Origin of the sequence: Brachybacterium subflavum (assembly GCF_009299795.1) — a bacterium.
Taxonomy (GTDB): Bacteria; Actinomycetota; Actinomycetes; order Actinomycetales; family Dermabacteraceae; genus Brachybacterium; species Brachybacterium subflavum.
Map to the genome: position 1 here is coordinate 269,505 of NZ_VIGP01000001.1, position 20,443 is coordinate 289,947.

Annotated in this window: 20 protein-coding genes and 1 tRNA gene; 12 read left to right on the forward strand and 9 right to left on the reverse strand. The window is 68.2% G+C overall.

The genetic code is table 11. The features are described 5' to 3' along the window. Nucleotides 1-102 precede the first annotated feature (102 nt). The gene (locus FHG10_RS01145) at nucleotides 103-1,626 is read left to right on the forward strand and encodes a lipase maturation factor family protein (protein WP_193636146.1); all 1,524 of its coding nucleotides are present in this window, start codon (nucleotides 103-105) and stop codon (nucleotides 1,624-1,626) included. On the opposite strand, the gene FHG10_RS01150 is transcribed toward FHG10_RS01145, so the two are convergent. Then, the gene (locus tag FHG10_RS01150; protein ID WP_227487958.1) at nucleotides 1,589-2,869 is read right to left on the reverse strand and encodes a sodium:proton exchanger; all 1,281 of its coding nucleotides are present in this window, start codon (nucleotides 2,867-2,869) and stop codon (nucleotides 1,589-1,591) included. The two genes, FHG10_RS01145 and FHG10_RS01150, sit on opposite strands and share 38 nt — an antisense overlap. An 85-nt stretch (nucleotides 2,870-2,954) precedes the next feature. Between FHG10_RS01150 and FHG10_RS01155 the strand changes: the two genes are divergently transcribed. Continuing rightward, complete coding sequence (locus FHG10_RS01155; RefSeq protein WP_152351503.1) at nucleotides 2,955-3,281, forward strand: ArsR/SmtB family transcription factor; 327 nt, start codon at nucleotides 2,955-2,957, stop codon at nucleotides 3,279-3,281. Nucleotides 3,282-3,376: 95 nt separating this feature from the next. On the opposite strand, the gene FHG10_RS01160 is transcribed toward FHG10_RS01155, so the two are convergent. Further along, nucleotides 3,377-4,099 (reverse strand): alpha-ketoglutarate-dependent dioxygenase AlkB family protein, encoded by a 723-nt coding sequence (locus FHG10_RS01160; protein WP_152351504.1) that lies wholly within the window; start codon nucleotides 4,097-4,099, stop codon nucleotides 3,377-3,379. Nucleotides 4,100-4,294: 195 nt separating this feature from the next. Between FHG10_RS01160 and FHG10_RS01165 the strand changes: the two genes are divergently transcribed. The 6 genes from FHG10_RS01165 to FHG10_RS01190 all read left to right on the forward strand — a co-directional run bounded on the left by FHG10_RS01165 (nucleotide 4,295) and on the right by FHG10_RS01190 (nucleotide 9,920). Further along, complete coding sequence (locus FHG10_RS01165; RefSeq protein ID WP_152351505.1) at nucleotides 4,295-4,786, forward strand: peroxiredoxin; 492 nt, start codon at nucleotides 4,295-4,297, stop codon at nucleotides 4,784-4,786. 162 nt (nucleotides 4,787-4,948) lie between these two features. Then, nucleotides 4,949-5,037: transfer RNA gene (locus FHG10_RS01170), tRNA-Ser, on the forward strand. 188 nt (nucleotides 5,038-5,225) lie between these two features. After that, entirely contained in the window at nucleotides 5,226-6,392 is a 1,167-nt protein-coding gene (locus FHG10_RS01175; RefSeq protein ID WP_152351506.1) for a tyrosine-type recombinase/integrase, read from the forward strand. 274 nt (nucleotides 6,393-6,666) lie between these two features. Continuing rightward, nucleotides 6,667-6,885, forward strand: a complete 219-nt coding sequence (locus tag FHG10_RS01180) for a helix-turn-helix transcriptional regulator (RefSeq protein ID WP_227487959.1) — start codon at nucleotides 6,667-6,669, stop codon at nucleotides 6,883-6,885. Nucleotides 6,886-7,071: 186 nt separating this feature from the next. Then, on the forward strand, nucleotides 7,072-8,808 hold the full coding sequence (locus FHG10_RS01185) for an Eco57I restriction-modification methylase domain-containing protein (protein WP_152351507.1): 1,737 nt from the start codon (nucleotides 7,072-7,074) through the stop codon (nucleotides 8,806-8,808). A 5-nt stretch (nucleotides 8,809-8,813) separates the two neighbouring features. After that, entirely contained in the window at nucleotides 8,814-9,920 is a 1,107-nt protein-coding gene (locus FHG10_RS01190; RefSeq protein WP_227487960.1) for a BsuBI/PstI family type II restriction endonuclease, read from the forward strand. 171 nt (nucleotides 9,921-10,091) lie between these two features. Here the strand turns inward: FHG10_RS01190 and FHG10_RS01195 are convergent, their stop codons facing one another. Next, nucleotides 10,092-10,571 (reverse strand): hypothetical protein, encoded by a 480-nt coding sequence (locus FHG10_RS01195; protein ID WP_152351509.1) that lies wholly within the window; start codon nucleotides 10,569-10,571, stop codon nucleotides 10,092-10,094. 333 nt (nucleotides 10,572-10,904) lie between these two features. Between FHG10_RS01195 and FHG10_RS18140 the strand changes: the two genes are divergently transcribed. Next, complete coding sequence (locus FHG10_RS18140; RefSeq protein WP_152351510.1) at nucleotides 10,905-11,324, forward strand: helix-turn-helix domain-containing protein; 420 nt, start codon at nucleotides 10,905-10,907, stop codon at nucleotides 11,322-11,324. A 35-nt stretch (nucleotides 11,325-11,359) separates the two neighbouring features. Continuing rightward, a complete protein-coding gene (locus tag FHG10_RS17845) occupies nucleotides 11,360-11,527 on the forward strand; it encodes a hypothetical protein (RefSeq protein ID WP_193636147.1) in 168 nt (55 codons plus the stop codon). A gap of 1 nt (nucleotide 11,528) precedes the next feature. Here the strand turns inward: FHG10_RS17845 and FHG10_RS01205 are convergent, their stop codons facing one another. The 6 genes from FHG10_RS01205 to FHG10_RS17855 all read right to left on the reverse strand — a co-directional run bounded on the left by FHG10_RS01205 (nucleotide 11,529) and on the right by FHG10_RS17855 (nucleotide 14,447). Next, nucleotides 11,529-11,708 (reverse strand): hypothetical protein, encoded by a 180-nt coding sequence (locus FHG10_RS01205; protein ID WP_152351511.1) that lies wholly within the window; start codon nucleotides 11,706-11,708, stop codon nucleotides 11,529-11,531. Between the two features lie 77 nt (nucleotides 11,709-11,785). Then, the gene (locus FHG10_RS01210; protein ID WP_152351512.1) at nucleotides 11,786-12,469 is read right to left on the reverse strand and encodes a hypothetical protein; all 684 of its coding nucleotides are present in this window, start codon (nucleotides 12,467-12,469) and stop codon (nucleotides 11,786-11,788) included. Then, complete coding sequence (locus tag FHG10_RS01215) at nucleotides 12,466-12,741, reverse strand: hypothetical protein (RefSeq protein WP_152351513.1); 276 nt, start codon at nucleotides 12,739-12,741, stop codon at nucleotides 12,466-12,468. The genes FHG10_RS01210 and FHG10_RS01215 overlap by 4 nt, the downstream gene beginning before the upstream one ends. Continuing rightward, complete coding sequence (locus FHG10_RS01220) at nucleotides 12,741-13,403, reverse strand: hypothetical protein (protein ID WP_152351514.1); 663 nt, start codon at nucleotides 13,401-13,403, stop codon at nucleotides 12,741-12,743. The genes FHG10_RS01215 and FHG10_RS01220 overlap by 1 nt, the downstream gene beginning before the upstream one ends. Further along, entirely contained in the window at nucleotides 13,400-14,305 is a 906-nt protein-coding gene (locus FHG10_RS17850; protein ID WP_193636148.1) for a hypothetical protein, read from the reverse strand. The genes FHG10_RS01220 and FHG10_RS17850 overlap by 4 nt, the downstream gene beginning before the upstream one ends. After that, nucleotides 14,298-14,447, reverse strand: a complete 150-nt coding sequence (locus FHG10_RS17855) for a hypothetical protein (RefSeq protein WP_193636149.1) — start codon at nucleotides 14,445-14,447, stop codon at nucleotides 14,298-14,300. The genes FHG10_RS17850 and FHG10_RS17855 overlap by 8 nt, the downstream gene beginning before the upstream one ends. 563 nt (nucleotides 14,448-15,010) lie before the next feature. On the opposite strand from FHG10_RS17855, the gene FHG10_RS01230 reads away from it, so the two are divergent. Both FHG10_RS01230 and FHG10_RS01235 read left to right on the forward strand, forming a co-directional pair. Next, on the forward strand, nucleotides 15,011-16,423 hold the full coding sequence (locus FHG10_RS01230) for a type IV secretory system conjugative DNA transfer family protein (RefSeq protein WP_193636150.1): 1,413 nt from the start codon (nucleotides 15,011-15,013) through the stop codon (nucleotides 16,421-16,423). Between the two features lie 583 nt (nucleotides 16,424-17,006). Beyond that, the gene (locus FHG10_RS01235; protein WP_152351516.1) at nucleotides 17,007-20,408 is read left to right on the forward strand and encodes an AAA family ATPase; all 3,402 of its coding nucleotides are present in this window, start codon (nucleotides 17,007-17,009) and stop codon (nucleotides 20,406-20,408) included. Nucleotides 20,409-20,443 lie beyond the last annotated feature (35 nt).

Sequence of the window (20,443 nt, forward strand, 5' to 3'; positions counted from 1 at the left end):
TGCGTCGGCCCGACGGTCGCTCGGCACGGCGGCCCCTCGGCCCGTCGGCCCGCCCTCGACGCCCTGGCACGAGGGGCGGATGATGGCACCGAGGTGACTTCGATGGATCTTCACGCCTGGCTCTCGCTGCTCGACGCCCGCGAGTACACGATCGCCCGCGAGGTGATCATGCGCGGCGTCGCCCTCGTGTTCGTGATCGCCTTCGCCTCCACCTGGAGGCAGTTCCCGGCGCTGCTGGGGGAGCGCGGCCTGCTGCCCGCCCCGCGGTACCTCGCCAGGCTCGAGCAGCGCGGCATCCGCGGGGGCCCCACGCTCTTCCGCTTCTCGCGCACCCCCTACAGCGATCGTCTGCTGCGGATCATGTGCGCGACCGGGATGCTCCTCGGCGCGGCGTGCGTGCTCGGCCTCCCGCAGCTCGGCCCCGCCTGGACCACGATCCCCGTCTTTCTCGTGATGTGGGGGCTCTATCTCTCCATCCACTCCGTGGGCCAGGTCTTCTACGGCTTCGGCTGGGAGTCGATGCTGCTGGAGTGCGGCGCGGTCGTCGGCTTCCTCGGGTCCGACGCGGTCGCCCCGCCCCTGCTGATCCTGCTGTTCCTGCGCTGGATGCTGCTGCGCCTCGAGTTCGGCGCAGGGATGATCAAGATGCGCGGCGATCCCGCCTGGCGTGACCTCACCGCGATGGACTTCCACCACCTCACCCAGCCCATGCCGGGCCCGCTGAGCCGACGAGCGCACCTCATGCCCCGCTGGTGGCACCGGCTCGAGACCCTGGGCAGCCACGTGGTCCAGCTCGGCGCGATCTGGCTGATCCTGCTTCCCCAGCCCCTCGCCTCGATCGGTGCGGGCCTGGTGATCCTCACCCAGCTCTTCCTCATGCTCACCGGGAACTTCGCCTGGCTGAACCTGCTCACGATCCTCGTCGCCTTCAGCGCGATCAGCGATCCGTTCCTGCGCTGGATCGTCGGCGGACCCTGGCCCGGATGGGGCCTTCCCCACGGTCCCGGTGAAGGGGGCGGAGCGGCCGATGGCGCTGTCCTCGCCTCCTCGCCCCTGTGGTGGCACGTGCTGGTGCTCGCGGTCTTCGCGGGGCTCGTCGCCCTCAGCGGGAAGCCGCTGAAGAACCTCTTCTCCTCGCATCAGCTCATGAACGCGAGCTTCAACCGGTGGCACCTCGTCAACGCCTACGGCGCGTTCGGGTCGATGACGACGCGGCGCCACGAGGTCGAGATCGAGGGGACCCTCGCCGAGGACCCCGACGCGGCGGGCGAGGAGGAGTGGCGCCCCTACCTCTTCCCCGGCAAACCGGGCCCCCTCGCACGGCGCTCCCGACAGTTCGCGCCCTACCACCTGCGACTGGACTGGCTGATGTGGTTCCTCGCCCTGCGGCCCGGCGCCGACCCCTGGTTCGTCGCGCTGCTGACGAAGCTGCTCGAGGGCGATCCGCAGATCCGACGCCTGCTGCGCGCGGATCCCTTCGACGGGACCGCGCCGACGGGACTGCGGGTGCGGCTGTTCGACTACCGCTACGCGAGCCGCGCGGAGCGCCGCGCGAGGGGCGACTGGTGGGTCCGCACGGACCTCGGGATCATCGCCCGGCAGGGTCGAGGCGACCGGCGCGGATGACCGGGCCCTCGTCGTCCGTGCGGTGGTCGTCCGAGCCCCCGTCGGGCCCCTCGGGGTCCCGGCGGAAGGGGGCGGTGAGCGCGGGCAGGATCCCGCGGCGGTGCAGGACGAACAGGGCGAGCGCGACCGCGAGATAGACCGCGGAGAGGATGAGGCGGCCGTGGGTCCCGGGCACCGCGAACTGCACGGCGAACAGGGCGAGCAGCGCGATCGCGCCCCAGCGGGGGAAGCGCAGGCCCAGCAGCAGCGCGACGCCCATCATGGTCTGCGCGGCGGTCAGCAGGATCTCCTCGACCTGGCGCGGGTCCAGGACCAGGGTGCCGCTGCCGCCTCCCAGCGCGTAGGCGATGGGCAGGCTGCCCACGAGCATCGTCCACTGGTTGACCTTGGCGGAGATCAGCATGCCCAGGGCCGCCGCGGCCTTCCCGCGGGTCGCGAAGATGATCGCGACGATGAACTCGGGCGCCTCGGAGGCGAGCGGCGCGAGCCACTGCACGAGCAGGAACTGGTCGATCCCGAGCGTGCTGCCGGAGGCGACGAGGGCCTCGGCGAACGGCTCCGCGCAGGCGAGGATGATCAGCGCGGAGACGACGAAGAGGGCGATCACCACGGGGCGTCGGGTGCGCTGGGGCAGCGCGCCGATCCGCGCGGCGGTGCCCACCAGGTCGGGCTCCTCCTCGGCCCCGCCGCGCGCGATCCGCACCAGGTAGAACACGAACCAGGCCAGCAGGATCGCGCCGAGGACCCAGCTGATGGTCGCGGTCAGCGGCATCACGAAGGCGAGCAGGGAGGCGATCAGCAGGAAGCCCAGCTCGAGGCGGTGCGCGGGATCCAGGACGACCTCGCGCACGGTGCGCCCCGAACGGCGCGAGGCGATCGCGACGCTCACCAGCACCACCACCGGCCAGCCGAGCCCCAGCAGCAGACGGTTGGAGCCGGTCATGTTCGCGGCGGCGAACTGCACGTAGTCCGGCTCGGAGCCCGCACGGAAGGCGAAGTAGAGGTCCACGGCGTATTCGGGGAGCACCGCGATGATCGCGAGGATCGCGACCGCGAGACCGCCGCTGATGTCGACTTCGGCGGCCTCGGCCGCCCACGCGAGCACGAAGGCCGCGGCGACCACGGCTCCGCCGAAGACGAGCAGCCCCAGCAGCGAGGGGGCCTCGATGCCGCCCAGGCGCACCACGAGCGCCGGCACGGCGACGAGGAAGCACAGCAGCGCGGGGCGGATCGATCTCAGCACGTCCGACACACTGTCAGACGTTTAGGCAGGTATGCAAGTGTCGAATCGTGCATGGTGGGACGCAGAACGGTGACACAATGAATTAATGGGCATTGAACCGACGAGGCGGCAGCTGGAGACCGTGGCGCGCACCTTCGCGCTCCTCAGCTCTCCCACGCGCCTGCACCTCGTCGCCCTCGCCGTCGCCGGCGAGCTCGACGTCAGCGCCCTCGCCCACGAGGCGGGCATCACCGTCGCCACCGCCAGCCAGCACCTCAGCAAGATGCGCCTGGCGGGACTGGTCTCCGCGCGGCGCGACGGACGCCGCCTCTTCTACACGGTCGACGACCCCCACGTGGTGATGGTCGTCCAGCAGATGTTCGAGCACATCGCCCCTGACGGGACCCTCGCGCCGGATCCGGTCGGCGAGTAGGCGGGGCGGTCGGCGCGGGTCGGGACGGGTCGGCGCGGCAGGGGAGAGCCGAGCGCGGGAGAGCAGGACGGTGGAGAACGGGGCCGACGGGGCCCTCAGCCCTCGAGTCCGGTCTCCCGCAGCGTGATGTTCAGCCTGCCCTCCGTGATCCCGCAGCCCTCCGGCGCCGTGCCCGGCTGGATCCTGGTGACGCCGTGGAAGGCGAGACGCGCGGGGCCGCCGAAGACGAACAGGTCCCCCGACTCGAGCATGATGTCCTCGTACGGCTTCGTGCGCGCCTCGGTGTTGCCGAAGCGGAACGTGCAGGCGTCGCCGATCGACAGCGAGACCACGGGCGCGAGCGAGCGCTCGTCCTTGTCCTGGTGCATGCCCATCTTCGCCGCGGCGGTGTAGTGGTTCACCAGGGCGGTGTCGGGGGAGTAGAGGCGGTCGGGGATGCCCGGCTGCGTGGGTGCGTCGGCGAGCTCGGGATCGTGCTCCGCGGCCGCCGCGATCGCCGAACGGCCCAGTCGGATCATCCAGTCCGGGAACGGCAGCACACGGTTGCCGTTCACGTCGACCGCCTCCCGCGAATAGGCGTAGGGCCGCCAGTGCCAGCCGAGGCACACCGTCCGCACGCTCATCTCGTGCCCGCGCACCTTCGGGGAGCGCGGCGGCACGGGCCCCTCGGCCCATTCCTCGAAGCGCGCGGAGATCCACGCCTGCTGGTCCAGGCGCAGGAAGCCCGGCACCCAGACCGCCCCCGGTCCGAGCACCCTCGCAGGGCGGGGGAGCAGATCGTCACCGAAGAGGGAGCCGTCCTCGTGCTGCGCGTCCATGGAGCCGATCCTCGCAGACCGGGCCGACGGCGTCCGCCGACCCCCTCGGACCGGGCCGGCGCCTCCGCGCCCGTCGTGCCACCCGCCGGTTCCGTACAGTGGCGGGACCAGTGCGACCCTGCCGACCCCGCCCGCGCCGCCCGTCCACGAGGGCGGTGCCACCCGTCGGCCCGACCACCCAGGAGAGACGCCCTCATGCCGACGACCCCCGCCGCAGGCGGCTCCGTGAAGCTCGCCGTGGGCGACATGGCACCCGACTTCGACCTGCCCACCGCCGACGGCGGGCGCGTGAGCCTCACCGACCTGCGCGGCGCTCCCGCGCTGATCTGGTTCTACCCGGCCGCGAACACCTCGCTGTGCACCAGGGAGGCCTGCGACCTGCGCGATCACCACGACATGTTCACCGGCCAGGGATACCGGGTGGTCGGCATCTCGCCGGACGCCATCGAGGACCTGAAGACCTTCGCGGCGAAGCAGGACCTGCCGTACACGCTCGCGAGCGACGAGTCGAAGCACGTGCTGCGCTCCTACGGCGCCTTCGGCGAGAAGAACATGTACGGCAAGATCGTCGAGGGCGTCATCCGCTCCACGTTCGCGATCGACGCCGAGGGGCGGCTGACCTACGTGAAGTACCGCGTGGGCACGCCCAAGCAGATCGCCGACCTGCAGGCGAAGCTCGGGCTCTGAGGTCGGGCACCGGCGGACGTGACATGCGCCCGATCCGCCGTCGGCCCTTTTGCTGGCCCGTACGCCCTCCGCTACGATGAACGGCGTTGCGTGCACGCAGCGCTGATCTCGATCCGTTCCTGATCAACGCCGCAGTTCGCGCACCGCGCACCCGGTGCGCGAGGAGACGTGGCAGAGCGGCCGAATGCGCTCCCCTGCTAAGGGAGTAGGCGGCAAAAACCGCCTCGGAGGTTCAAATCCTCTCGTCTCCGCCGGCCAGAAAGGGCCGCTGACCTGGTGAAACACCCGGTTGGCGGCCCTTTTTGTGTGCCAGATGAGGTTCGCAATAGCACTCATGGCAACCCTCTGACCGGCTTTAATCTGGCAAGGATCTGGCACGGCCCGATCCATCTGGCACGTATCTGGCACGCGCCGGGCTCCTAGTGACGAGAGGATCGACATGGCTGGCAAGCGCGCGTTCGGCAGCATCCGCAAGCTGACCTCCGGCAGGTTTCAGGCACGGTACACAGGGCCGGACCTCGCCGTGCACACGGCACCGCGCACCTTTGCGAAGAAGGCCTACGCAGAAGCGTGGCTCGCGAGCGAGGACCAGCTGATCTCGTCCGGTACCTGGAGCCCTCCAAAGCGTCGCCGGCTGCAGCAGGAGAGTGCTGGCGTGACGGTAGGCGAGTACGTCGAGGCCGTGATTCAACGCAGGTCGAGGCGCGCGCGCAACCCGATCAAGCAGACCACCGCCGACCTGTACCGGAAGGACTGGAAGAACCGAGGTCAGGAAGCGCTAGGCGACGTGGCGCTGACCGAGTTGACCTCGGCGGCGGTGACACAGTGGTGGGACTCTCTCGGAAGTACGCCCGCCCAGGACGGCCGCTGCTACGACCTCCTGAAGACGGTTATGGCCGAGGCGGTGGAGGACGAGATCATCGATCGGAACCCTTGCCGGGTCCGCGGTGCCGGCAAGCCGGAGCCCAAGAGGCGGGACGATGCGATGACGGTCGATGAGGGCAAGAGGTACCTCGAAGCTGTAACCCCGCGGTACCGGCTGGCGCTGATGACGTGCCTGTGGTGCGGGTTGCGCTCAGGTGAGGTACGAGGTCTGCGGCGTCGGGACGTGGACCTGGAGACCGGAACTCTGCGCCTTGAGCAGGCTGTAAGCCGCGTGCGCGCCGACGACCACAGCTACACGTGGAGGATCGACGGACCGAAGACAGTGGCGTCCTATCGCAGGGTGTCGATGCCGCAGATGATGGTCGAGCCGCTGCGAGAGCACCTCGAGAACGCACCGATCAAGACCCCTGACGCATTCGTGTTCCCCGCTATCAGGGATGCTACGAAGCCGATGCATGAGTCGCTCCTGCGCCGCGCCCACAACAAGGGGCTCGAGGCGATCGACAAGCCCCACCTGACGGTCCACGATCTCCGGCGCTCAGCGGCGACGCTCGCTGCACAGGGTGGGGCAACCACTGCGGAGCTGATGCGGCTGCTCGGGCACACGACGGTGACCATGGCTATGGGCTACCAGGTCGCGAGCGACGCTCGAGACCGCGAGCGCGCGAGGCGGCTGGACGAGAAGATCCGTGGGGGCGACGAAAAGGGCAAATCCGCATGATCTATTGGGGTTCGTTGTATCGCAATGTTGCCTGCTGATATCATTGACCTAGTCGGTGACTGTCCATGAGGCGGTCTAGCGCAGATATCTCCTGCATGACGCCGACCTCGACTGGGACACCACGAGATCGGGTGTCTGGCGACCAAGTCGCCACTGGCCCGCGCGACGGAGCGGGCTCGCCGTACGTGCCTGAGGTGATGGTCGCCGGGCCGAAGCTCCGATCGGCTTCGGTAGCACCCGCGTGTGATGACGGGTCGTTACCGCTGGAGATACCGTGAGCACACCCGTCATTGAATCCGCCTACCTGCCGATCCCCGCTGCCGCCAAGTACTTGGGCGTCAGCGTCGCGACGATCTACCGCCGCATCAGTGACGGCACTCTGCAGGCCTACGACGTCGCTCCCAAGGGCGCACGCCGCCGCACACCCCGCGTTGCTCGAGCAGACATCGATGCGCTTCTGCGCCCGCTGGACCCGACGGGCCTGCTTGAGTGACGGTGAGTCAGCCGGGCCGTCCCGCATTCATAGCCTCGCAGCCACATCCCTCGAGCGTTCCAGTTGAGGGGCACGCCGGTTTCACGCGCTAGGGACCATTCCGCTTCCCCGTCTGACCTGGCGATTTGCGCCACCGGAATCGGTCAAGTGGGCCCAGAGGTCGGTCTCATTCAATAGGGTGGGGGCATGGCTCTCCAGACCGCTCTGATCGAGGACCGCCCACTCGGTGCAAGGGGATCGCGACGGCACATCAGCTCCGCAGAGGCGTCTGCGGAGCTTTCCCCCACGGCTTCGGCTGTCCTCGCAGCGCTTCCGTCCTGGTGGACTGCCCGAGCTGATGCGGCCGGCCTAGACGGAGTGTGGTTGGACGTCACACAGGCTGTCGCGGCCGAGCCGCCCTTCTCCATGTCCGAGCTCCCGCAGCTCGAGGAGGAGTGGGGCGCGCTGACCGGGGAAGAGGTCGGGCAGGCGTACGTCGAGTCGCTCAGTAGCGCCACGCGAGCACGTCACGGTCGGCACTACACCCCTGCGGAGCTGTCAGAGCCGCTCTGGTCGCAGGTGCGCGAGACGCTCGGACAAGGGGGTGCAGCTTCCAAGACCCTGCCGGGCCTCGTGCGAGATCCCGCCTGCGGGGGTGGGGCGCTGCTGCTCCCTGCCCTACGGGAACACCTGCGTGCAAGCGCCGGCGTCAACCCACGCCTCGTGCTGGCGGGGCTGTCGAACCTGCTCGAGGGTATCGACAACGACCCCGCCGCAGTGTGGGTAGCGAACCTTGTCCTCGCAGCCGAGATGCTCCCCACCCTCGCCCGCATCCCAGACAAGGATCGCCGACCGCTGCCCGCGCTCTGCCACGTCGGCGACGGCCTCGCGCCAGCCACGCGAAGCGCACGCGCCGTCGTAATGAATCCGCCTTACGGTCGAGTGAAGCTCTCCGAGCAGGAGAGGGAGCGGTTCTCCCATGTCGTCTACGGTCACGCCAACATCTACGGCCTGTTCATGGCCGCCGGTGCGGAGGGACTTGACGAGAAGGGCGTCCTCGGTGCACTCGTGCCCACGTCCTTCCTCGCTGGACGCTACTTTTCGCCCCTCCGAGAGCACTTCTCGTCGGCTTTTCGGTTGCGGGAGCTCGGGTTCGTCGAGAAACGCTCCGGCGTGTTCTCGACCGTCCTGCAGGAGACCTGCCTCGCGACATTCACGACGGCGCGCATCAGACAGGCCAACATCACGACTCTGAACGACGAGGGCGTCCCGAAGGTCGCGAAGGTGCCATCGCCGCGAGGGTCCGAACCGTGGATCCTCCCTCGCCGGACCGACATCGCGGCTGTGTCCGCTGCCGCCTCGCAGATGCCCCTCACCCTGAGCAGCGCCGGCTGGCGCGTGTCCACAGGTCCCCTTGTCTGGAATCGCAGGCTCGCCGACCTGAACGACAACTCCGGTGTCCCCGTCATCTGGTCAGCCGACTTCGATGGCGGCACGTTGCACACCGACGCTCGACGCGGCGCGATGAGGTACTTCGTGGTGCGGTCCGACCGGGACCGCAGAACAATGCTCCTCTCCGAACCAGCCGTTCTCGTTCAGAGGACCACGGCTCCGGAGCAGACTCGTCGGCTGACCAGCGTGCATCTCACCTCCGAGCACCTCGAGAGCCTTGGCGGGTCAGTGGTGATCGAAAACCACGTCAACGTCCTGCGGCCGGCCACGGCAGGGCCGGTTCTCTCCATGAGGCTCCTCAGCCGCCTGCTGCAGAGCTCTGCGCTGGATGCGGTCGCTCGTTGTATTTCTGGGTCCGTGGCGCTTTCGGCCTTCGAGCTCTCGGCACTGCCACTCCCTTCTGCTGAGACGCTCGCCTCGTGGGAACTGCTGGACGATCAGGAGCTTAGCGTCGCCGTAAGTATGGAGTACCGGCTCGGAGGTCGCCTGTGAGGTCCGTGATCGATCCGGAACTCGCCGAGGAACGTCTCGGCTGGATCTTCCCCCGTGCGGCCTTCGATACCACCCTCTCGAGCCCGATCGCCGCCTGGGCAGTGGTGAGCCTGCTATACATGGACGCCGTTGCTCCCCGTGACGAAGATCCGCCGGTTTGGGCGCGACCGACGACAATTCTTTGGCAGCAGCAGAACATACTCGATGATCGCATCGAGGAGCTCGATCGCGTCGAATGGCGAAAAGCGGCACTTCGGGGGCGGAAGGCATATGAGGAGCTTCTGGCCACGTGGGATATCGACATCGCTCCGCGATACCGCGAGAATAGTCGAGAAACGCTGCGCGATGACGTCTTCAAGGAGTGGCTTGGCCTCAACGTGATGCGTCAGCGCGCGGGCCTCAGCACGACCAGCAACCTCCCGAGGTGGGCAATCGAGGCGCACTTCGCTGATCTCTTCGATCCGGCCCTCGAGGGCGATGAGCTGACAGAGGCAATCAGCCGGTGGACTGACGAGTATCTGGACGCTGGTGCCCGGCTCCGTGCCCACCGTGGTCGCGAGTCTGCCTCGTCAGAGTATGCAGTCACGGTCACTTTGCCTGACGGGCAGCAGCGCACACTCGAGCATGGGCAGTCGTCCGAGATCCTCAAAGGCGTGATCGAGGAGTGGGCTCCGCGGAAACTGATCGATCCCGTCGTACTCACCGTCAGTGAGCCGGGAGACAAGGTCTATGTCGGCGACCAACGGACGTTGACAGTGCTCGGAGTGCAGATCGATGTAGCCGCCCTGCTCCCAGATGCAGTCCTTGTAGACCTCGGGACCAAGCCTGCCGAGTTCTGGATCGTCGAGGCGGTCAACAGCGACGGGCCCATTCATGAGCGGCGGAAGGCCGAACTTCTCGAATGGGCTGCTGATCAGCGCATTAATCCAGACTCGTGCCGCTTTCTCACAGCGTTCGCGTCGCGCAATGCATCGCCAGCCAAGCGGCGGCTCAAGGACATCGCGTCGGGTACCTTCGTGTGGTTTCTCGACGAGCCGGGTCTAGAGCTCGAGCTGTCTTTAATCGACGATGGGTCGGAAAAAGTGGTACCGCTTCAGCGAAGTGCGCACTGACACACCCTACGTCCTTGATTGGCGTTGATGGCCGCTCAGGCTTGGTGTCGCCCGGGCACATGCAGATGGAGCCCGTGGCTTCGCGCTTGCAAGCTCTTGTGCTTGTCCGATCTGTGAGCTTGCCCGGGCCGTTGCCCTCCGGCATCGATAGCGCGCCGGAGGGCAACGGTGTTACCTTGCTGCGTTGCGAGCGGCACGCTCCTGCTCGAGGCGGGCCGCGAAGCCCTCGGGGGTCTCCTTCAGCAAATCAAGATTGACCCACATGACGAAGGCATCTCCGTCCCATTCGAGATCCCCTGGCACCGACTCGTCATCAATGGAGATGGAAAAGTCCTGCGCATACGGGTGAAAGTCGAAGCGATGATCGGGGTGCTCGGTTCTACTCCAGTTGTCGGATACGTACTGTTCGAGATCAGAGAAGTTGAGGGTCATTGCGAGATTCGAGGCCCAGTCGTCGTCGTCAGTCACGCGAGCCTTTTCGAGTTCCTGCACAAACTTGTCGGCTTCGCTCGGCATGAGGGTCTCCTCTGCGTACCGCGCGATGTTGAGGATGAAAAAGTAGCCGTCGACTGTGAGGTCGCAGACGAAAGGCCCGCTCGCCTCGATCTCTTCGAGAGGCATATTGGTGCGTGAAGATGTACTGAGGGTCACTTCTGAAATCCTGTCTCGATGGAAGGGTAATTGCTATCCGGGAATCTAGAGGCGGGGCTGGCTGTAGCGAGTCGAGACGTCGCTCAACTGACGGGTCTGCGCTGATCCGATGGATCTGAGGGAACTTTTACATCAGAGGAGCCACCCTGCGCTACTTGGGTATGCGCCATTTGCCCTACTTGTCGCATTCTGATGTGCGCATCGGGCCTGACCTGTCCTGTCTCCCGGGATTGTTCTATGAGCACCCACACCTTCGCGCTCGGGTGCTCTGCCCTCACCGGCTCTGCTATGGATGTCGGGCCCAGGCTGCCCCGGCTGGCCTACTCTCGGTCCATGACAAGCTCCGATGGTCTCCCGCGCTTCGTGTCGCTCGAGCACGTGCAGTCGGAGCTGTCGATCTCGTACCAGCAGGCTCTCGCCCTCGTTCGGTCGGGCGAGCTGCGCGCGATCAAGGTCGGCGGCCGCGGACAGTGGCGGGTGTCGCTCGGGGCGCTCGAGGACTACATCGCTGATCGGTACGCCGAGACCGCGGCGATGGTCTCGAGTCGTGACGGACACGAACTGCCGGCTCCGGACTGCGAGTCCGGGTACCCGATCGAGCAGCTCGTCAGAGAGCTCGGTGAGGAGCACCTCGGCGAGCTGCAGGAGTACGTGATGATGCGTGCGAGCGTCAACTGCCCCGAGCACGGCATCGTTCTATACGCGGTCGACGCCGAGAGGTACGTGGAGCAGCGGGCCTCGCGCCCGAAGTAGTCCCGTCGTCATCTCCGTCGTGGCAGGATCGCGGCATGCGACGTCGCGATCCGGAAGACCAAGAACCCATGGGCGAGCAGGTCGAGCGCGACCTGACCGACGATGAGCGTGCAGTGCTCGCTGACCCGTCCGTCTGGGAGGCGGCGGCCCGCGCGAGCGAACGGGGCGGCGTGAACCCCCGACGCCGGCTCGAGGAAGGCTGAGTCAGCGTGCCTCGGTCCACCACGACGGGAGCGGGTGGCCGGATCTCTCGATGACCCCGATGGCCTCGTCGATCGCATCGGGATCGTCATGCGCATCCTCGAGCGCAGTGCGCAGCAGCGCGTCGACATCCCCCGAGGTGTGGAGGTAGTCCGCGGCGTCGAAGCGGTCGTCCTTGTCCATGCGACGATTCTCCACCTGCGTCGAGGAGGAGGCGAGGGTGCAGAGCGGTGCGCTGCGCACCGCCCTGCACCGGAACCTCACAGCACGAAGCCTGCGAGGTCCTTGCCCGCCTGACCACACATGCGGGTGAACTCCCCGAACTCCGCGTCGTAGTGCACGTTCGCCGGCCCGTCCTGGTCGAGCGAGTCGGTGTAGCGCAGCGTGGTCTCATCGATCGTCAGTGTGTCTTCATCGCTGATATCGATCGTGGGCGAGTTGCCCTCCCACTTGGCGGTGGTGAGCCCGTCGCCATCAGAGTGCAGGCTCGCGTACGTCTCGAAGTCGACCGTTCCGATGCAGGTGTAGGAGACGTAGTGCAGCCGGTTGTCCTTGATCTGCCAGGACTCGATGGTGGGGGAGAAGTTCTGGATCGCGCGGAGGTAGGTCACGGATCCCTCGGAGCGGTCGATGAGGTTGATCCCGGCAGGGGTCGGCGATGCGCTCGCGGGGGGCGGAGCACCGCCTCCGTCGCTGGGCTGGGCGGCCGCGTCTCCGCCATCGCTGGACTGTGCCACGGTCCCGCCTCCATCGCTCGTCTGGGCGGTCGGTGCCGGGGACGGCGCAGGGGTGGTCGCAGGGGCGGCGGCCGGCGCTGTGGCGGTGGGCGATGATGCCGGCTGCTGGGCCGCCTCGCGGTCTGCAGCTGCCCCGGGATAGCCGCAGCCGACCAGGGCGACCGCTGCGAGGGCGAACAGACCTGTCATCATTGCGGTGGTCCTCATGGCTGGGTCCTCTCCGTCTTGACGTCGTCGGGGTTGGGGATCGTGCGGCTGCGGTGCCTGATGGCGGACAGCAGGTCGGTCAGCAGCATGGGGGCGCAGATGAGCAGTCCGATGCCGGTGCCGACCCCTCCGGCGACCCATAGGGTGATGCCGCCGTGAGCGTCGGCCCCGGCGAGGAGCCAGTAGCCAGCGGTGAACGCCGTGGCGTACGTGATGGCGATCGCCAGCAGTCGCAGGGCGATCGGGCTCGGGGTCTTGTCGCCCGCGCTCATTACTCGACCCCTTCGGGGCTCTGCACCTCGAGGCTGCGGGGCCTCTGATGGGGGCACTGGTCCAGGTCGCTGAAGTGGTCCACCGGCAGCGGCGGCACCGGCCGGGCACCCGTGCCGGGCTCGGCCGCAGCGGGTGCGGCGGTCGGGGCTCCCGTGCGGTGAGTGCGGGAGCGGACGGCACGCAGGAGGCCCGCGAACAGCGTCGGGAAGCAGATGAAGGCCGCGATCACGCCGCCGGCGGCCAGCGCCATCCAGACGTTGGTGAAGATCGTCAGCGCCCAGGTGACTGTCTGACGCAGGAGCACGAAGGCGACGCCGTAGCCGATCGAGATGAGCACCAGGCGCAGCAGAGAGCTGTGGTCGATGTACGCCTGGATCATCCCGGCGATGGCCTTGAGGGCGTTGCGGCCCTCTTCGATGCGGGCGTCCTCGCTCGGCCCGTCGCCGAAGACGATGAAGCCGTTCCGGATCATGAGCTGGAAGAGCATCGCCAGCACCGCCGACGTGCCGGTCGCGGCGATCTCGATCAGGCCCCACTGGGTGAGGCCGTACGCGAGCGAGACGAGCGAGCCGATGGCGAGGAAGGTTGCGAGGACCCGCCAGATGTGGGCCCCGGAGTCGAAGTTCGTGTTGTGGATGTGGATGTCGGGCTGGATGGTCATGACAGCTCCTTCTCGGTGGTGGTGACGGTGGGGATGATCTGCGCGACGGCCTCGATGTCGATGTCGATGTCGTCGATGTCGAAGGGGTCGTCGTCGAAGACGGGATCGGGGTCGTCGGGCTCAGGCTCGGGCTCGCTCGGCAGGTCCGAGATGATCTGGAAGCCTGCGTCCTCGAGCGCCGGCTCGGCGTCCTCGTCGATCTCCGTGGCGGCGGGCACGGTCGCTGCCGCACCGCCGAGGATCCGCACCGCGGGGTCGACCGCTCTGCCGTCGCGAGACTTGGCGGCTGCTGTCGCGCGACGGACGGTCGGTGCGACCCACCCCCACGACCAGGCGCGGTACACGCTCGACAAGAGGCCGAGGATCAGCTGGATCTCGAGCCAGGAGACGGTTCCCGCGGCGTACCAGCGCGAGAGCGCAGCAGGGGCAAGCAGCCCACCGCTCGCCTCTTCGTACATGGCGGCGAGGCTGTAGATCAGGACAAGGTCCAGCCCGAGGCGTCGCGCCATCACCGCCGCGAAGGCGAGCACGGCGGCGAGCAGCAGCGGAGGCCAAGGGCGCGAGGCGTAGGGACGCAGGGCCGTGCGCCACAGCAGGTAGCTCACGTGGCTCACCACCCAGGCGACCCCGACGACGAGCGGCAGCGCGTAGCAGAAGAGCATCACGTAGGCGATCGCGCCGAGGGCCGACGTCTTGGTGTCGTCGTGGTGGGCCCACTGCGCGAAGCGACCCTTGGCGATCTCCTCGTGCAAGGCGGAGTCGCCGACGCCGGTCGCCGCGCGCTCGCGCTTGCGGGCGGCACGCGCGAGCAGGTCCGCGCGACGCATCGCGGCGTGGCGGTCCCACCAGCGCCGGCCCTTGATCCACGCGGCGCGCTCGGCCTCGTACAGCGGCTCAGGCATGGCCGAGCGCCTCTGCAGGGAGGGGCAGAAGCCCGGCCGCAGCTGCGAGCGGGGACGTGGTGGTGCCGGCGACGTAGCCGATGAAGAAGACGGTGAGGCAGGCGACCACAAGGATGATCGCGCCGAAGACGAGTCGCCACATGGCAGACCCTCCGATCCGGAGTCCAGCGCCGGGAGCAGTGCCCGACAGCAGAGCCGACAGAACGAGGCGCACCGAGAGATGGTGCGCTGCTTCGTACGGTGGTGGCCGCCGCGGATGGTCGGCCGATGAGCTCTCGTGGAGCTCCGGATGCCTTCATTCTAGTGGTCCCTCTTGATTAAAATCAAGTGGGTCCACTAGAATAATCGCCATGAAGGTGGTCCTCCCTGACGACGACTCGCGGCACCTCGGACGACTGGTGAGGTCCGCGGAGAAGCTGCGGCCTGCATCCCAGGGTCGAACGGTCCGCGTGAGCGCCGTCGCGTGGGTGCGGGGTGCGATAGCCGCCGCCAGGAAGGACAAGGACCTCGCGCGCCGTATTGCCGAACAGATACCTGATACAGGGCGCGGAGGAGTGCGGCCGGGGGCCGGCCGTCCAACAGGTCGTAATGCCACGAAGGAGCCGAAATGAGCATCAAGGAAGCCAAGCCGCAGGCAGGACATGGGAAGGCTCAACCCCGAGGGTGATCCGCCCTCGGGGGCACAGAAAGCAAAGGAGTCCGAACATGATCAACAGTTCGAGCGGTCGTCGGGGGCAGAGCACAATTCCGGAGGAGCCTCGTCCCTACGTGGGCTTCGCGATGGACGCGACGGGGCAGACGTCCGGCCTCGCCGAGGGCGGGGTGCACACGCTCGTGCTCGCCGGCTCGGGTGTGGGCAAGAGCCGGCGGGTGCTGGTACCGAGCATCTGCCTGTGGGAGGAGAGCGTCGTCGCCGTCAGCGCCAAGAGCGACTTGGCCGAGATGTCCGCGCGCATCCGCGCGAGCCGTGGCGGTCCGATGTACGTCATGGACCTCACCGGTCAGGCGGACTGGGCGCAGCTGCCCGAGGACGTCATCCGCCTGAGCAGCGACCCGTGCGCCCTCCTCACGTGGGATGAGGACGGGTCGAACGACGACTCGGCGCTCGGCCTCGCGGAACTGCTGACGACGCTCGGCTCGCTCGGCATGGGCGGCGGTGGCGGTGGAGGCGGAGACAGCGCCTTCTGGATGCAGCTCGCGGTCGGCACGCTCGCCTGTCTCGTGCAGGCCGGCGGCTACTACCCGGACCCCGAGACGGGAGAGACCGTCTGGGGTGGTGGTATCGAGTGGGTGATGCAGGCCGCGCTGGACACCGGCGAGGATGAGGACGAGGAGGAGGCCAAGACCGACTACGTGACGCCGAGCTGGGCCACAGCAGCACGCCGTGCCGAACTCCTCGGCTCGGAGCATGTGCGCGAGATCGTTCGCAGCACGGTGCTCGACCCCCGCCAGCGCGACTCGATCGGCATCAACCTCCGCGTGGCGCTCAGCAACTGGAAGAAGCGCACGGTCCGCGGGAAGGCAGGCGATGTGCCGTTCAGCCCCGACCTGCTCGAGCAGCCGGGCTCCACGCTGTACCTCGTCTCCCCGGGGGACGGGGGCGGCGCGAGCGCGGCGGCGTCGGTGATCGAGTCCCTCGTGCGTCACTGGACGCAGCACTCGATCACCAAGGGACTGCCGAAGATCCAGATGGTGATCGACGAGTGCCCGCAGATCTGCCCGCTGCCGCGTCTCGACCAGTACATCGGTGTCATGAGGAGCTACGGCATGCACTTCCTGGTGGCGGCTCAGCACTCGAGCCAGTTCGAGAAGAGGTTCGGCGAGAAGGATGCCAAGGTCCTGCTCAACATCTTCCCCTCGATCCTGGTGGGCGTCGGTGCGATCGAGAAGGACCTGATCGATCAGGCGGCGTGGACGGTGCCGCCCACAGAGCGCAAGGTGTCCTCGATCGGCTCGGGAGGGCAGGAGAACTTCTCGGCCGACAAGACGACCTCGATGACGGGAGCGGAGCTGCTGCCTCGCTCCATGGGCGAGGCCCGTCTGATCGTGCGGGGTCTGCCCGGCACGCTCGTGAAGCTCGTGGACTACGAGCACATGCTGACCCGCGCCGCCGCGTGATCGGCAGCGTCCGGAGCTGAGCTAGGAGCAGCGCCCCGGCCATACGGTCGGGGCGCTTCCTTGTGCCCTGCGGCGCGTGGACGCGGCCTCACTCCGGACGCCGCCCCGGACCTCGAGACGACCCCGGCGCTTCCACCTCGCGACCGACCACCCACCACCGCAGCAGCGACGGCCTCGGACATCACCGACGTCGGCCGTTCCGGCAGGCGTGCCAACGACCGCCCGGTGGGCTGACAACCTCGAGGGCTGATGATTTCACCACCGTCGACCCGCCCACGCGCGAGGGGCTGATGCGTCGACGCTGAGCGGGTGCACACCCCCGCGCGAGCACGTGTACACACGGCGACCGGGGGCGCGCATACACGGCAAGGGAAAAATCGAGGCACACAATCTAACTCGCTTCGCGAGTTAGCGGAACCTAGCGGTTCCAGCCAGTGGCCAGCTACAATGAACCTAGCCACGCCACTCGGAGCGACCCACGCGCTTCCGAGTGACCGACCGTCCCATGACGGTCGGTTCATCTTACGTATCTGGCCTGATCCGGCTTGTCCGGAGCGGCCCGTAGCCGAGATGGAGCAGGCGCATGAGCAAGGGCGGAGTCGTCACCTTCCGAGGGTCGGCACAGGCTGCAGAGAACTATCTGCGCGAGACGTACCTGCGCGAGGGCAAGGACCTCCCCGTCACCCACATTGCCGTGGAGAACGGTCAGGCGACGGCTCGGAACATCGACGGCGAGCAGTTCCGTCGCTGGATGGAGCACCGGGACCCGTTCGAAGCGGAGTCGCCCGTCCGCGGTCAGCAGCGCGGTGGTCAGCGCAAGTCGCCGGTGTACCACGAGGTGCTCGTCTCGTCCTCGAAGTCGCTGTCGCTCGCGGCGGCGGCGAACCCTCGTATCGGTGAGGCGCTCGAGGCCGCGATGGACCGCGCGACGACCGCATCGGTCGAGGCGTTCGCGGAGCACGCGGCAGGGCGTGCGGTCATGAGGCCCCGCGGGCCGCAGGTCGCCGTGCGCGCATCCCGCGTCGAGGCGACGCACGTCCAGCACACGAGCTCTCGCGGGGGAGACCCGCACTACCACCGTCACGTGCAGCTGCTGCCGAGGGTGCAGGTGCGCACCCGCAAGGGGCTCGAGTGGAAGGCCGTGGACGGTGCGATGGTCTACGCCGCGGCGGGTCGGATGTCGGCAGCGGCGGACCTCGCGATGTCGACGGATTCGGAGCTGCGCCGCGTCATCGCGGAGGAGGGCTACACGTGGGAGCCCGGCGTCGGCGGCGGCAAGATCGCGGAGTTCGAGCCGCTGGTGGACGAGTTCTCCTCGCGGCGGGATCAGGTCGCCGCGCACAAGGAGGCGGCCGAGGCGTCGTGGCGGTCGGAGAACCCGGGCAAGGAGCCGAGCGTTGCGCAGGTGCGCAAGTGGGATCAGCTCGGGTGGGCGACCGACCGTCCGGAGAAGAAGGCGACGGCGAAGACCGCGGCGGGCGTGCTCGAGGACAAGGCGCAGCGGCTGGCCGAGGTCGCCCCGCAGAACGAATCACGCGCGGTCGTGCGGGAGGACCCGTCGACCATCGACCCCGACGTGATCGCCCGTGAGGCAGTAAAGGATCTCGAGGCACATAGCACGGCGTTCTCCCGCATGGAGCTACTCGCGGCGATCGACCGTCGGGTGGCCGACACCTACGTCATGGGCGAAGACGCGGTCACCGTGCGATCCGCGGCGATCGAAGCGGCGACCGGCGAGGTACTCCAGCTCGACGGGCTCGACGCCCAGAACGACGCCAAGCGGACGCGGTTCACGACCCGTCGCGTGGTCGCCAACGATTGGGGGGTGATGCGTCGTCTGCAGGAGCGCGGACAGCGCGGCGGACGCGACGGGTACGTGACCGAGAACCGCGGCAGCTTCTCGCTCAGCGAAGATCAGACGGCAGCGGCACGCTCGATCACCGGCAACCACGCGCTCGTCGTCGTCGAGGGCGCGGCGGGCAGCGGCAAGACGACCATGCTCGAGGCGGCGAACGAGGAGCTGATCGCCCGGGACCGCCGTCTGGTCGCCGTCTCGCCGACCAAGCGCGGCGCGCTCGAGATGGGGAAGTCCATCGGCGCGCAGGCGACGAGCGTGCACGGACTCCTGGTCGCCGCGGGCGCGTCGTTCGACGACCGTGGGCGCTGGACGCTCCCGGTGCAGTGGAAGCCGCAGTCGCAGGAGTGGCGCATGGACAAGGAGAGCGTCCTGGTCGTCGACGAGGCCGGCATGCTCGACAAGGAGACGGCGTGGGCGCTGCATCGGTACGCGGACGACATGGGTGTCGGAAGCGTCGTCCTGCTCGGTGACTCCAAGCAGCTGCCGGCCGTCGGTCGCGGCGGCTACCTGCGTGACGCGTGGGCGGCGACGTCGGCCTACCACGACCTCACCAACGTGCAGAGGTTCCGGATCGCCGACGGCAAGAGCACCAGGCTGCAGCTCGACACCGAGTACGCCGACGCGTCGCTGAAGCTGCGCGAGCGGGAGGAACCCGAGGCGTTCGTTGCGATGCTGCAGGAGCGCGGCCACGTGCGCACGGGCGAGGTCGACGAGGTCATCGGTCGAGTCGCGGAGACGGTGGCGCTCGAGACGAAGGCGGGGGAGAGCTCGATCGCTGTCGCATCGACCAACACGGTCGCGAGCCGCATCAACCGTGCCGTCTACGACGAGCTCGTCGCCAACCGGACGATCGACGCGAGCGTCGTCGTGCGCGGCCGGGACGGCGATCCGATCGCCAAGGGCGCTCGCGTCGCGACGAGGCTGAACGACAAGGACATGGACGTCGCCAACCGGCAGGTGTGGGAGGTCCGCTCCGTGCAGGAGAACGGGTCGGTCATCGTCAAGGACGTCGAGTCCGGTCACCACCGGACACTGGACCCCGACTACGTGCACGAGAACGTCCAGCTGGCGTTCGCTGTCACCGCGCACGGCGCGCAGGGCATGACCGTGGACACCGCGCACATGGTGCTGTCGGACCAGACCGACGCTGCCGGGCTCTACGTGGGCCTCACCCGTGGGCGTTACGCGAACGTGCTCCACACGGTCGCTGAAGACGACGCCGACGTCCTCGAGCAGTTCACTGCTGCCGTCTCCCGTGTCCGCGGGGACGAGGGTCTGAGCGCCGTGCAGGCGACGATCGCACGCGAGCACGACAAGCAGAACGCTGTCGAGGCTCAGCCCGAGCGGAAATCGCTGGACCTGTCGCTCGAGGACGAGCCGTTCGAGCTCGAGCCGAAGCGTCGTCGTCAGTGGGTCCTCCGGGGAGCGAGGACCGAGGCGTCCGTGCCGGACGCTCCGAGCACATCGTCCGATCCGCGGGACGCCTACCGCGGCGAGTTCGCGAGCGAGCTCGCGGTACTGCACCAGCGGGCTCTGGCCTTCGCCCGTGAGGATCACCCGCGCGGCGGCGAGGAGTACTGGCAGGCGGCAGCGGAGGCGAAGCTCGTGAACGAGGCGTACTTCGCTCAGCGGGCGATGCAGCGGAAGCCGGGCACGCCGGACGCCTTCCTTGCGCAGCTCGAGGGCGTGCGGTCGGAGGTCGCCGAGCAGGAGCGGCTCGTGGCGCAGCAGCGCGAGCAGGAGCAGATCCGCCGTGCAGAACAGGAGCGCGTGGCGGAGGAGGCCCGCTACCAGCGTGTCCACGAGGTGATGACCGAGGCGAAGACGCGCTACCCAGAGGAGCTGACGCGGTTCGCCAACACTCGCCGCATGGAGCTCGCGACCGCCTACCCGTCGATGTCGAAGGAAGACGCGACCGGTCAGGTCCTGCGCGAGCTGAACGCCGCCGCGGGCGACGGGTCGCTCATCGACACGCTTCAGGGCGTCCGCATCCAGAACCACCGTGCGCAGATCGCGAAGGAGGCGCGTCAGGAGCGGCGGGTCCCGTCGATCCATGAGCGGCTGGCACGGGCCAACAAGCAGAGCCGGGAGAGGGAGGCGAGCCAGGACCACGGCATGGAGCTGTGAGCAGTACCCACCAGCAGTACCCACCACGAGATAGG